The sequence below is a fragment of the Pantoea sp. Cr_R13 genome (genome assembly GCF_029222565.1).
In the GTDB taxonomy this organism is placed as follows: Bacteria; Pseudomonadota; Gammaproteobacteria; order Enterobacterales; family Enterobacteriaceae; genus Pantoea; species Pantoea eucalypti.
The window spans coordinates 354,379-366,683 of the sequence record NZ_JARHXL010000009.1; the positions used below are offsets into that span (position 1 = coordinate 354,379).

A 12,305-nucleotide genomic window follows, 5' to 3' on the forward strand; every position below is an offset into this window, starting at 1 on the left:
TATGTTGGCTCAGTTCTTTATTCGTCGTCCTGTTTTCGCCTGGGTGATTGCCCTTGGTATTATGATGTTCGGTATCCTGAGCGTCAGAAGCCTGCCGGTTTCGCAGTATCCGGATGTCGCACCACCACAAATCAGTATCCAGGCAACGTATACCGGCGCTTCCGCCGAAACACTGGAGAGCAGCGTTACCCAGGTCATTGAACAACAGCTTACCGGGCTGGACGGTTTGCTCTATTTCGACGCCAGCAGCACGGCGTCCACCGGCCAGGTTAAAATCACGGTCACGTTCAAACAGGGGACCGATCCTGATATTGCTCAGGTTCAGGTTCAGAACAAGGTTCAGCAGGCAGAAAGCCGCCTGCCGACCGCAGTGACGTCACAGGGTGTGACGGTGCAGAAAGCGCAGAGTGATTTTTTGCTGATTATGGGGTTGTACGACAAAACCAATAAAAGCAGCTTATCAGATGTTGCCGACTATATGGTGAGTAACATGGAAGACAGCCTGGCGCGTGTCCCCGGAGTAGGCGGTGTGCAGGTATTCGGGTCTGAATATGCGATACGTATCTGGCTCAATCCCATCAAGCTGACGTCCTATTCCCTGATGCCATCCGATGTCACAACGGCACTGGAAAGTCAGAACACCCAGGTCTCCTCCGGGCAGTTGGGGGCGCAACCGTCCAGCAACGAACAACAACTGGTGGCGACTGTGCGCTCGCGGTCACGACTTCAAACGCCTGAGCAGTTCCGCAATATCGTCCTGAAAAGCCAGGCGGATGGTTCGGTGGTGCGGCTGAGAGATGTCGCTCGGGTAGAAATGGGTGATGAAGATTACAGTTTCAACGTTCTGGCGAACGGCCATCCGGCATCCGCGATTGCCATTCAGCTGGCGTCCGGTGCCAATGCACTCTCTACCGCCGGGCAGGTGAAAGCGAAGATTAATGAGTTTCGCAGCAGTATGCCTGCAGGCTACGAGATCGCGTATCCGCTCGACAGCACCGATTTCGTAAAAATTTCGATTGAAGAAGTGGTGAAAACGCTCATCGAAGCGGTGATTTTAGTCGTCATTGTGATGTTTATTTTCCTGCAAAACACTCGCACCACTTTAATCCCGGCGGTAGCGGTTCCGGTCGTGTTACTGGGTACCTTTGGCGTGCTATCCCTCTTTGGATACTCGATTAACACCCTGACGATGTTCGGTATGGTACTCGCTATCGGCTTACTGGTGGATGATGCGATCGTGGTGGTCGAAAACGTCGAACGCGTCATGCGTGAAGAGGGATTACCCCCGCGTCAGGCGACGGAAAAATCGATGAAGGAGATCACCGGCGCATTAATTGGTATCGCGATGGTGCTCTCTGCCGTGTTCCTGCCAATGACCTTTTTCAGCGGATCGACGGGTGTGATCTACCGTCAGTTCTCCATCACCATTGTTTCCTCGATGGTGCTGTCAGTCATTGTGGCGTTAACGCTGACACCCGCACTCTGTGCAACTCTGCTCAAACCCCACAATCATGAAAGCGGCAGCAAAGGCTTTTTCGGCTGGTTTAATCGCAGTTATGAAAATGTCCAGACGCGATATCAAAAGGGCGTCGGCCATGTCGTCAACCGTTCAGTGCGTTATCTGCTTCTTTATGGCGTGCTGCTGATTGGGTGTGCAGTGCTCTATATGCGGCTGCCGACGGGCTTCCTGCCTACCGAAGACCAGGGTTACATCATGGTGCAGTACCAGCTGGCCCCAGGCGCGACAGAGAACCGGACCAATGAAGTACGTCGCCAGGTTCAGCAATACTTTGCCACCCAGGAGAAAGCGAACGTTAACATCAGCATGCTGGTAAACGGTTTTAGTTTTGCCGGGAGTGGTCAGAACGCGGGAATTGGCTTTATCGCCTTAAAGAACTGGAGTGAACGTAAAGGCAGAGAGAACAGCGCCGATGCCATTGCAGGCCGGGCGATGATGGCCCTGTCGGGCATTCGCGATGCGCAAATTTTTGTCCTGACACCTCCCTCGGTTTCCGGGCTGGGCCAGTCCAATGGCTTTACATTTGAACTGCAAGCGCGGGGTGCGACCAGTCGTGACGAACTCCTCGAAATGCGTGATCAACTTATTGCGGACGCGAATCATGACCCCGTTCTCATGGCCGTTCGTGCCAACTCGCTGCCGAGCCTGCCGCAGCTGGATGTCATGATTGATGATGCTAAAGCGCAGTCGCTGGGTCTGACCCTCAGTGATATTAACAGCACGTTAAGTGCTGCCATTGGGGGGAGCTACGTTAATGACTTTACCGATCGTGGGCGAGTGAAAAAAGTCTACATGCAGGGTGATCAACAGTTCCGCAGCAAGCCTGAAGATATTGATGAGTGGCATGTACGCGGCACGGATAGCAGTAATAACACCACCATGGTGCCGTTCTCTTCTTTTGCCTCAATGAACTGGGCGTATGGTCCGGATGTCCTGTCACGTTATAACGGTCTGGCATCTTACGAAATTGAAGGCGCAGCTGCTCCTGGCAAAAGTTCCGGCGATGCCATCACCGCAATGGAGAAACTGGCGGCGAAGTTACCCGCCGGTAACACCTTCTCGTGGAGTGGACTCTCTTATCAGGAAAAGCTCTCAGGCAATCAGGTAATGTCACTGTATGGCATCTCACTGATCGTCGTGTTCCTGTGCCTTGCGGCCCTGTATGAGAGCTGGTCAGTGCCCTTTTCAGTAATGATGGTTGTGCCTTTAGGCGTCATCGGTTCGCTACTGGCCATTACGCTGCGCGGGCTGGAAAACGACATTTACTTTCAGGTCGCGTTGCTCACTATTATTGGGCTGTCGGCCAAGAATGCCATTCTGATCGTGGAGTTTGCTGAAGAGCAATATCGCAAAGGAGAGAGTCTGGTCAGGGCCGCGACCCATGCAGCAACGATGCGTTTACGTCCCATCATTATGACCTCGCTGGCGTTTACCGCCGGGGTGCTGCCGCTGGCACTCTCTTCCGGTGCCGGTGCAAACAGCCGTATCGCTATCGGTACCGGTATTATTGGCGGGACCTTAACTGCGACCCTGCTGGCCATCTTCTTTGTTCCCCTGTTCTTTGTGCTGGTCCGCCGACTGTTCCCGGCGAAGCCGCATGACGACATATCGTCTACTGATTCCGCTGCGAAGGTGAAGGAATAATGACACTATCTGCGAAACTTTTAGCGGTGTTTTTGCCCTGTTTTCTTGCGGGATGCGTTTCACTCGATCCGCATTATGCCCGCCCTGAGAATGCTGTCGTTGCCGCAACGCCTGACGGTGAAGCTTACCGCAAACTGCAACAGGACGCGGTGAATTATCGCGATATCAGCTGGCAGGATTATGTGCAGGATCCTCGCCTCCGGCAGGTCGTCGCCATGGCTCTGGATAACAGCCGGGATTTGCGTGAAGCCGTCGCGAGTGTGAAATCGGCGCACGCACAGTTTGGTGAGCAGCGTTCGAATCTCTTACCTTCACTGAGTGCTGATGTCAGTGGGACCCGCTCACGGGCTCTGACAGGAGAAGGTAATCAAACTGCGCTGGGCAACAGTTATTCTGCGGAGGGAAATGTCAGCTCATTTGAGCTGGACCTGTTCGGTAAAAACCAAAGTTTGTCGCGTCAGGAATATGAAACCTACCTTGGCACGCTGGAAGGCGCACGAAGTACGCGTCTGACGTTACTGTACAACACGTCAGATTACTGGTTACAGCTGGCGGCCGATCGCAGTAACCTGAAGATTGCAAAAGAGACGGCAGAGAGTGCCCGTCAGTCTCTGGAGGTCACGCGCAAACGGCTGCAGAACGGCGTCGCATCAATGGTGGATGTGGCGTCAGCGGAAACCACCTGGCAGTCTGCGCAGGCAGATGTCGCCAGTTATACTACCAGCGTGGCGCAGGATAAGAATGCCCTGGACCTGGTGGTGGGTAAAAGCGTACCTGACAACCTGCTGCCGCAAAACCTTGAGTCTCTGGGGCAGGCGTTGCGAGAGGTGCCGGCAGGGGTGTCCTCGGAAGCCCTGATCAATCGACCTGATGTGTTGCAGGCTGAGCACAACCTGAAGGCGGCGAATGCCAACATCGGCGCAGCACGGGCAAACTTCTTCCCGAGTATTTCATTGACGGCAAGCGGAGGGGTCGGCAGTGCCGATCTCTCTTCGCTGTTCAAAAACGGGGCGGGGATCTGGTCATTTGCTCCCAGTATTTCACTCCCGATCTTTAAAGGGGGCTACAACGTTGCTTACCTGAACTATACCAAAGCGCAAAAAGAGTATTACGTGGCGGTGTACGAGAAGTCGGTGCAAACCGCGTTTCAGGAAGTCGCAGATGCTCTGGCGCGAAGAGGCACCCTCCAGGATCAACTGATGAGCCAGCGTAATAATGTTGTGGCTTCACAGACCTATTATCATCTGGCCGATCTGCGTTATCAGCGTGGAGTGGACACCTGGCTCAATGCATTGACCGCTCAGCGTACGCTTTATACCGCCAGGACAAGCCTGGTAAGCGTTGAGCTGGCGTACTTCCAAAACCTGAACACGTTTTACAAAGTGATGGGTGGCGGTACGGCATTGCAGGAGTCGGAACTAAAAATGTAGTTCGGGCGCACACGCAGGCTTCGGTGCGTGTGCGCCTTTTGTAACGTGCAGGGCAATGCTGTGGGCGCTCAAATGCCGACTCCCGGTGTCAGCAGGGGTGACCAGCGCATACAGGTCAGAGTTTAAAGCAATTATTCCCTCCTACTCCTACCTCGGGTAACATAAGACATTATTAAAAAAACGATGATATTACGTACAATTATCAGGAGTTATTTTGAGCAGGTCAGATAATGATGATTTCTTACAACAGCGCCAGCAGCAGATAATCTCGGCGGCAAAAAAGTGTTTCAGTCGATCCGGATTTCATGGTGCAAGCATGGCCGATATTAGCCGTGAGTCGGGTTTGGGCGCGGGTCAGATTTACCGCTATTTTGAGAGCAAAGAATTAATTGTCAGTGAAACGATAAAAAATATTGCTGAAAACTGGCGGATGTTTTTAGTGAAAAACTTTCAACTAAAAATCAGCACATCCAGTATTATCGATACTGAGTCCGAATTCTGGCAGGACTGGTCTTTCACAGATCGTTGTTTATTACTTGAAATGTATTCGGAAGCCTCACGAAATGCATCCGTACGCGAGATGCTTGCGTTTGAAGAAGCATTGCTGATGACGGAACTGGACAGCGTATTTAAGCAACAGATGCCAGCAGCAAGTTCGCAGCAGCGTAGCGACCGTATTCAGTTTTTACTTATGCTGGTCGATGGGGTGGCCTGCCGCACGTTTGGTGACAAACACCTTGAACAGCAGGAGTTAGCGAGAATCAACAGCGTCCTCGCCAGCCATCTGTTTCCTTGATTTACGCCACACTCTGCTGATTAATGTCCTGGCTGATGGCATCAAGGAATGACATAAAGCTGCCTTCGATTTCGCGTTGCTTCATATAACGGCGTATAGTCATGCCGTCCAGAATAAGTGAAATGATATACAAGCGCGTCTGAATAATCTCTTTATTAAGCGCCGGGTTAATAGCCTGCTCCTGAATAATAAAGTTCTCTTTCAAAGCCTGCCAGGCATCATAAATTATCTGACGGATGCGTTCATTACGTGTGGCTTCTGCTGAGATATCAATAAGCAGTGCAATGCTTTTTTCAACATCGATTGACACAGTGTCGTGCGCAGAATAGGTGACATTTCCAGCCTGGGCAAGATTGTCGAGGTCATCTTTTAATAAATCAATCATGCGTTGTACGACGCTCTTTATCAGTGCCTCAATAATCGCTTCTTTATTTTTATAATATTTGTAAATCAGGCCAACGCTGACATTTGCCTGTCTGGCAATACTCTGAACCGATGTCTGATAAAAGCCTTTCTGTCGCATGCAATATTCTGCGGCTTCAAGGATTTCTTCGCTACGATTCATAATAATCCTTACCTGAGAAAAAATAATACTCTACCGGCTTTTCCGCTGCGTGGCTATACGTCGTAGCCCAGGTTTGGCGATGACAGACACTACAGCATGGCGTTCTCTGCCCTGAGACCGGTTGCTGAAGCGTAAGGTGAGGATGTGCATCGCGATGCCGTTAACCGTTGTCCGCAGCAGACAGTAAATTCTTACTCCGGTATGCGCTCCACTCCGGCCAGCAATGTTCAGGATTGATATCAAAATAACCCCGGCATTCAGCCATGGTGAAAGCAACATCACGGGGCACTTCGATAGACGTAGCGTTATCCCGGATGTGGCGGACTTCATCCTCTGTAAGTGGGCTTCCTTTCTCATTCTCTTTTTTCATCAGTAAGGGAATGAGGGCAGGTATATAAACGATGCTCATTTTTCATTTCCCGCAATATGCAAAACAGACGCCGCCGGGACGTCATGTTGTTGTTGGCTCTTTATCATGCAGTAGGTCATGTTCCGGACGTCTCTGCTTCCTGAAATATATCGATTCATCGTTGTTCCAGTGCCGCCAGGCTACTTAATGTCTATTGCTCTGGGAAATAGGCAGGAGCGTTAATCCCGGCTGGGTTGCCAGAGAGCGTGGTGAACGTGCAGGAGAAATATCTTCTATTATCACTCCCTTTTAGTTCTTATTTTCTTATTATGTTTTCGACAGAAATCACGATATCTTCAGCCCGATTAGTCATTTTTTTTAAATTGAGTTAAGTCATTAATCGCAGACGATCTTTAAACAAGTCCGGACGATAAAAAGAGGATTAATCGAGAACAGTAGCGGCGTCTGTTAATTTGACTTACCGGGACGTAAGTACGATGAAATAACTGCTATCACGTTATCACAACGTTGTTCAGGTGAGGTATTGACTGGGTGACCGGCACCTTTTACTGTGTTTATTTTCAGGTTTTCCCGTTTCTTTACCGAACACAGGAGGTTCTTTTGCAGCCAGACGTCATGCGGTTAGCCCTTCGTCCAGTCAGCGCAGCAGATGCAGGCGATCTTTTCAGGATTTATGGTGACCCTGCGACGAACGTGTTTAATCCAGCCGGTCCTTACCCGAATATTGAACATGCACGTGATGTCTTGTCTCGCTCAATAAGCCACTGGGAAACACAGGGTTTCGGTAATTGGGCTATTTCGCTTCGGGATGAGCCTGACAGAATCGTAGGCTTCGGAGGGCTGAGTATCCGAAACTTCGCTGATATCAGGATCAATAATCTGGGGTATCGATTCTCGCCGGAATCCTGGGGGAAAGGGCTGGCGACAGAGTTTGCCAGATATGCAGTCAGATATGGGTTTAATGAGTTAAAACTCACTGAAATCTCTGCAATGGTTAGAGCAAACCATCTGGCGTCACAAAAAGTTCTGATTAAAGCCGGACTTCGGCATATTCGCGATGTCTATGATGTGCCAGATGCGGCTGCAAGCATGCTTTTTACGCTGAGTCGGGATGACTGGAATTTAACACGCCCCTGAAAAGATTAAGCCATGATGACCCTCAACTGGAATTCTGGACTTAACGCTTGAGGTCAATCAGCGCGAGTTGCAGATGATGCTCAATAAACGCGGCTTTGAGAGAGCTATAACGTTGTGAATTATTATTGCAGAGCAATGCGGCAGTGGACTTAATCTCCGCATAGATTTTAGCAATACCACTGTTTTTTCGGAGATAATCCCGAAAAGCCAGGTGGCGAAGTATTTGCTCATCCCCGGTTGAAAATGCATGTACCTGATGGCTACGCAGATGGACACCTTTAGTGAAATATCTGCGTCCCGGAATGCCGTTTTCACCTCTGGTACTGTACCCGATGCTGCTCATGGCAGAGGTACACTCATCCAGCTGGTTAATATCAGAGACTTCCAGCAGTATGTCGATCACGGGCTTTGCTGCCAGACCCGAAACAGAAGTGCTGCCAATGTGATGAATATTCACTGCAACTTCCCCTAATAAGGCCTGTATCACCAGACGCTCAGCCTCGAATGCTTCCGGCCATTTTTCATCATAGGGCACCACTGAAATGGTCCGCGTCAATCCCGGCCTCCTTTGACCTGAAATTTCTTTCTGGCGGTTAAAGTACTTACCTGAAACTGGCGGGAAGGAACAACATCAGTTCAGGAATGAACAGTCAGGCTACAGTTTTGTTGAACGTGAAGTCAGTGTCTGGCGGAAATAATGTTCAACGGCAAGATTAGGGGCGGATACAGCCAGTGACATCCATTTGTGCTGTATTGCAGTGCAGTAGGGTGAAATGAGGTGATGAGTGCTGTCTGATTCGTAATCCTGACAGCAATCTATTTTGCTTCATTGCCGTGACGACCCGTTAGTTTGACACCGAAAACGCAGAAGCCTAACAGGTCCTTTGCTTCATCTTCAACACGCGTAACCATGACAAGATCGGATGAACCGTCGGGCAGTACGACTTCATATGGCGGGTAGGGTAGCCCTTTTATTCGGAATTCCTGCAGCCAGAGCAACTTGTCCGCCTGAGACGGTATCACCTCATAAATGTATTTGTGAATAACATCCTGTGGGGCCCAGCCAAGCCTTTCAGCGAATGTGTCGCTTGCATCGACAATCATCAAATCCGGGTTAAGAAAGCAGATGGAGGTACCAGGAACTGCGTACATTGATGATATCTGATGCGCACGCTGGTCAAGAGAAAGACGCACAACCCGGCGAAGAAAACCTTTTTCGGGCGCCCTGGCCAGCATCAAGTGGCTTTCTGCCGCGGTAACCGGCTTGCCGAACAGATAGCCCTGCGCATACAGGCATCCAATTCCGCGTAACATTTCAGCCTGTTCATCCGTTTCAACCCCTTCGGCGATCACATCCATATCAAGGCTTTGTCCCAGTCCAACCACGCTGGAGATAATTTTTCGGCTATCCTTTTTTTCCAGCATGGAGCGAATAAAGCTGCTATCAATTTTAAGAGTATTGACGGGTAATTGAATTAACCAGGAAAGACTGGAATAGCCTGTCCCAAAGTCATCCATCGCAATCGTACAGCCCATATCAGACAAGGCTTCAACCTCTGCACGGGCTGTTATGATGTCATCTAACAGTGCAGTTTCGGTTATCTCAATCTTTAATCTTGTCAGATCAAACTGAAATCGATTAGCAGTTTGACTGATCATTTCAGCCAGGTCTCTGCCATTGAGCTGAGAGGGTGACACATTCATCGACAGAAACTGCTGTTCCGGCCATGCAGCAGCCGTTTTGAAACCTTGCGCCATCAGGCTGAGCATCAGCTCGTCCAGCAGACCGCTTTGCTCCATGGCAGGAATGAAGTCTGCTGGTGGCGTAACAGTTCCTTGCGGGGAAATGTGGCGTGCAAGCATTTCAAAACCCGTCACGCGCAGGTCTTCCAGTGAGACGATAGGCTGAAAAAACGGGTGAAACTCACCGCCGTTAATACGCCGTAGCAAAACATCGCGCGGCTCGTCATTTTTCACAACAGGTTTCATTTTATTCCTGTAAATCCATAATTTTCAGCCGCTTAAAAAAACTATATAAACTCTAAACAATGAAAATTGAACAAAATTTGAGGGCATCCATTTCATTTTTTTGAATTATCAGTCTGACCACATTAAATAATGTATGTTTAATAAGAGTTGTATGTTCAATCCTGCTTAACATTATTAAAGAGTTGATATTCTGATGTTATCATTTTCAAATTAGAACTGACGACGTAAGTTTACTTTCCAGATGTCTGTCATTATCGGCTAAGCCTCACTTTTCATTACCTTCTAATTGTAAGATGTTGACACAATCCCGCCTTTACATTCTGTAATGACTTCGCTTCCATTGACGGAATCTCGTATCCACATGCAATAAGCCCTGGACACAACATTGAACCCTCGCGGATTCGAAAAGCGAGTGTTCTGAAATGTTCCTGAGAGGGTATGCGGGAACACCCGCGATGAGGCTAAACGGATCTGCTCGCCTGCAGAAATAACTCACATATCATGTAATTAAATATCCGCTATGGCACAACGTCTGGAAGCCGTTAGTATGACATAACGTTATTTGATTAAAGTTAATGCTCTCCGAAAATACCCCACAAAGAGGATGATTGATGGCCATTCATATAGTGATTCCAGACGATTATCAGCTCGCGACTCAGCAGTGTGACTTTCTTCAGCACAACGACAAATACCAGTGCTCGTCTCTGGGAGACCTCACTAAAGATTCAATGGCTGATCACCATCTATCTGCAGCAGAGGCATTGATACTCATCAGGGAAAGAACAGTGGTTGATGCAGCCTTTCTGCGATGCACACCGCGTCTTAAATTAATCAGCCAGACGGGTAAGCTGGCGAGGAATGTCGATGTTGAGGCCTGTACAAGGGCGGGTGTGGCAATTGTAGAGGGGACCGGTTCCCCGGTCGCGCCTGCAGAATTAACCTGGTTGCTGATCATGGCATCACGCAGAAAATTAGTCTCTTCGGTGAATGCAATGGCCGAAGGACGATGGCAAACAGAAATAGGCTCTGCAGTCAATAATCAGCTCATCGGCATTCTTGGCTATGGGAAAATAGGAAAACGTCTCGCTTCCTTTGCAGCCGTTTTTGGGATGAGAGTGCAGGTATGGGGAAGTCTTCGCGCACAGGAAGAAGCCCGTACTGACGGATGGATAGTGCCGGAGAGTCGGGCGCAGTTTTTCGCCACCAGCGATGTGGTAACCGTACATCAAAGGCTTGTCGCGTCGACGGAAGGTAATATCACGGCGGCCGATCTTGCGCTGATGAAAACGGATGCGTTATTTGTGAATACCAGCCGCGCTGAACTGGTTTCGGAAGGCGCATTGTTAAACGCCCTGAAACAGGGGCGCCCCGGATTTGCGGCACTGGATGTTTACGACGATGAACCGTTGTACGACACGCAACATCCTTACCTGCAGATGCCAAATGTGCTGTGCACGCCACATCTGGGCTATGTCGAGAAGGCCAGCTATGCGCTCTACTTCAAAACGGCCTTTGATAATGTCGTACGTTACTTTAGTGGCGATAGGTCACATGTGATTAATTCTGGGGTATCAGAACGATAAATTTACCCGTGATCTGGCGGTAAAGGCTTTTTCTGAACGTGCATTTCTGATGCCGGATGATTCGGTTGCAGGCTGTGTATTTACCCTCGGGCATCTTCAACAGTCATCGGCAAAATTAGTCATTGCATCCCGCTCGCTTTTATTTTAGTATCTACTTAATTTAGAAAACACTAAAATAATGAACATGAAAAACAGTCAGCTTGTTCGGTTGCAGGAAAGCGCTTCACTGGCGACAACGTTGCTGAAGTCGATGAGTAACAGCAATCGCCTTTTAATCCTCTGCATCCTTATTGAAAAACCCGGTACCTCGTCAGGGGAGTTGGCCCAGCAAAGTGGGCTGACACCTTCTGCCACCTCTCAGCACCTGGCGAAAATGAAAGAAGATGGTCTGATTGAGTCTTCAAAGGTGGCTCAGCGGGTGAACTATTTCATAAAAGACGATGCGGTTAAAAAAGTTGTCTCCACACTAAAAGATATCTATTGCCCGGAGGATTTAAAATGAAGTCTGAATCGATATCGCCGTTGCAAGCCAGTGAGCTGATTGCGCAAGGAGCCGTGCTGATTGATATCCGTGAACGTGCAGATTATCTCAGAGAACACATTCCGGGGGCGGTCTCACTGCCACTTTCCGACATCACCGCAGGTAAACGCGTCGAAAACGCAGGCTCCCGTCCTGTGATTTTTCATTGTCAGGCAGGGATGCGAACTACCAGTAACGCTGATGCACTTATAAAAGCGGTAACCTCTGAAAACGTCTTCCTGATGTCCGGAGGCATTAATGCGTGGAAAAGTGCCACGTTCCCGACAGTTGAAGATAAAAACAACCGCTGCCTCTCATAAGACAGGTTCATATTACGGCAGGTTCACTGGTTTTGCTGGGTGTTGTATCTGGATATACCCTCGATAGCCGATTGTTTTTGCTCTCAGGAGTGATAGGTGCCGGTTTAATTTTCTCTGGCGTGACTGGTTTTTGCGGGATGGCAACGTTGTTGCAAAAAATGCCCTGGAACAGAACGGCGAAATAGATTCCAGGACGCATCTTTATTCTCAGCTTTCATCAATGTGAGGCAGATGCGCACTGTTTTCATCGTATAAAACCACTGCGATATTTTATGTCATTAAGACCACTCTATATGTATCGATTCCAGCATAGAGACTGAGTCTATTGTGTTATCAGCACGCATGACCGGACTGGTCAGCCTGTTGCTTACGGCTGGTTCGACTTCAGTGAGGCGTGGATTTCCCCTGAAAGTGACGCTTTTTAATTAGTCA

General features: G+C 49.3%; 10 protein-coding genes and 1 pseudogene. 7 read left to right on the forward strand and 4 right to left on the reverse strand.

What is annotated here, in order from left to right; all coding sequences use genetic code 11:
* The first annotated feature begins 1 nt into the window (after position 1).
* The 3 genes from P2R09_RS05605 to P2R09_RS05615 all read left to right on the forward strand — a co-directional run bounded on the left by P2R09_RS05605 (position 2) and on the right by P2R09_RS05615 (position 5,389).
* Positions 2-3,163 (forward strand): efflux RND transporter permease subunit, encoded by a 3,162-nt coding sequence (locus P2R09_RS05605; RefSeq protein WP_275767869.1) that lies wholly within the window; start codon positions 2-4, stop codon positions 3,161-3,163.
* A complete protein-coding gene (locus tag P2R09_RS05610; RefSeq protein WP_275767871.1) occupies positions 3,163-4,593 on the forward strand; it encodes an efflux transporter outer membrane subunit in 1,431 nt (476 codons plus the stop codon). The genes P2R09_RS05605 and P2R09_RS05610 overlap by 1 nt, the downstream gene beginning before the upstream one ends.
* Before the next feature lie 214 nt (positions 4,594-4,807).
* Positions 4,808-5,389, forward strand: a complete 582-nt coding sequence (locus P2R09_RS05615; RefSeq protein WP_275767873.1) for a TetR/AcrR family transcriptional regulator — start codon at positions 4,808-4,810, stop codon at positions 5,387-5,389.
* Position 5,390: 1 nt separating this feature from the next.
* On the opposite strand, the gene P2R09_RS05620 is transcribed toward P2R09_RS05615, so the two are convergent.
* A complete protein-coding gene (locus tag P2R09_RS05620; protein WP_275767875.1) occupies positions 5,391-5,954 on the reverse strand; it encodes a TetR/AcrR family transcriptional regulator in 564 nt (187 codons plus the stop codon).
* Between the two features lie 160 nt (positions 5,955-6,114).
* Positions 6,115-6,363 (reverse strand): hypothetical protein, encoded by a 249-nt coding sequence (locus P2R09_RS05625; RefSeq protein WP_275767877.1) that lies wholly within the window; start codon positions 6,361-6,363, stop codon positions 6,115-6,117.
* A gap of 576 nt (positions 6,364-6,939) precedes the next feature.
* Between P2R09_RS05625 and P2R09_RS05630 the strand changes: the two genes are divergently transcribed.
* Positions 6,940-7,461 (forward strand): GNAT family N-acetyltransferase, encoded by a 522-nt coding sequence (locus P2R09_RS05630; protein ID WP_275768121.1) that lies wholly within the window; start codon positions 6,940-6,942, stop codon positions 7,459-7,461.
* Between the two features lie 40 nt (positions 7,462-7,501).
* Here the strand turns inward: P2R09_RS05630 and P2R09_RS05635 are convergent, their stop codons facing one another.
* Together P2R09_RS05635 and P2R09_RS05640 are read right to left on the reverse strand one after the other, a co-directional pair.
* Complete coding sequence (locus P2R09_RS05635) at positions 7,502-7,999, reverse strand: GrpB family protein (protein ID WP_275767879.1); 498 nt, start codon at positions 7,997-7,999, stop codon at positions 7,502-7,504.
* 278 nt (positions 8,000-8,277) lie between these two features.
* Positions 8,278-9,450 (reverse strand): EAL domain-containing protein, encoded by a 1,173-nt coding sequence (locus P2R09_RS05640; RefSeq protein WP_275767881.1) that lies wholly within the window; start codon positions 9,448-9,450, stop codon positions 8,278-8,280.
* A 611-nt stretch (positions 9,451-10,061) separates the two neighbouring features.
* Here P2R09_RS05640 and P2R09_RS05645 point away from each other — a divergent pair.
* The 3 genes and pseudogenes from P2R09_RS05645 (at position 10,062) to P2R09_RS05655 (ending at position 12,058) form a co-directional block, all read left to right on the forward strand.
* Positions 10,062-11,033, forward strand: a complete 972-nt coding sequence (locus tag P2R09_RS05645; protein WP_275767882.1) for a D-2-hydroxyacid dehydrogenase family protein — start codon at positions 10,062-10,064, stop codon at positions 11,031-11,033.
* 184 nt (positions 11,034-11,217) lie between these two features.
* Positions 11,218-11,535 (forward strand): metalloregulator ArsR/SmtB family transcription factor, encoded by a 318-nt coding sequence (locus P2R09_RS05650; protein ID WP_003854984.1) that lies wholly within the window; start codon positions 11,218-11,220, stop codon positions 11,533-11,535.
* Positions 11,532-12,058, forward strand: a pseudogene (locus P2R09_RS05655) (rhodanese family protein). Before P2R09_RS05650 ends, P2R09_RS05655 begins: the two are co-directional and overlap by 4 nt.
* Positions 12,059-12,305: the final 247 nt, after the last annotated feature.

Excerpts from the sequence above, each read along its gene's own strand:
- P2R09_RS05605 (WP_275767869.1), top strand. The coding sequence starts at position 2 with ATGTTGGCTCAGTTCTTTATTCGTCGTCCTGTTTTCGCCTGGGTGATT.
- P2R09_RS05610 (WP_275767871.1), top strand. The coding sequence starts at position 3,163 with ATGACACTATCTGCGAAACTTTTAGCGGTGTTTTTGCCCTGTTTTCTT.
- P2R09_RS05620 (WP_275767875.1), bottom strand. The coding sequence starts at position 5,954 with ATGAATCGTAGCGAAGAAATCCTTGAAGCCGCAGAATATTGCATGCGA.
- P2R09_RS05625 (WP_275767877.1), bottom strand. The coding sequence starts at position 6,363 with ATGAGCATCGTTTATATACCTGCCCTCATTCCCTTACTGATGAAAAAA.
- P2R09_RS05630 (WP_275768121.1), top strand. The coding sequence starts at position 6,940 with ATGCGGTTAGCCCTTCGTCCAGTCAGCGCAGCAGATGCAGGCGATCTT.
- P2R09_RS05640 (WP_275767881.1), bottom strand. The coding sequence starts at position 9,450 with ATGAAACCTGTTGTGAAAAATGACGAGCCGCGCGATGTTTTGCTACGG.
- P2R09_RS05645 (WP_275767882.1), top strand. The coding sequence starts at position 10,062 with ATGGCCATTCATATAGTGATTCCAGACGATTATCAGCTCGCGACTCAG.
- P2R09_RS05650 (WP_003854984.1), top strand. The coding sequence starts at position 11,218 with ATGAAAAACAGTCAGCTTGTTCGGTTGCAGGAAAGCGCTTCACTGGCG.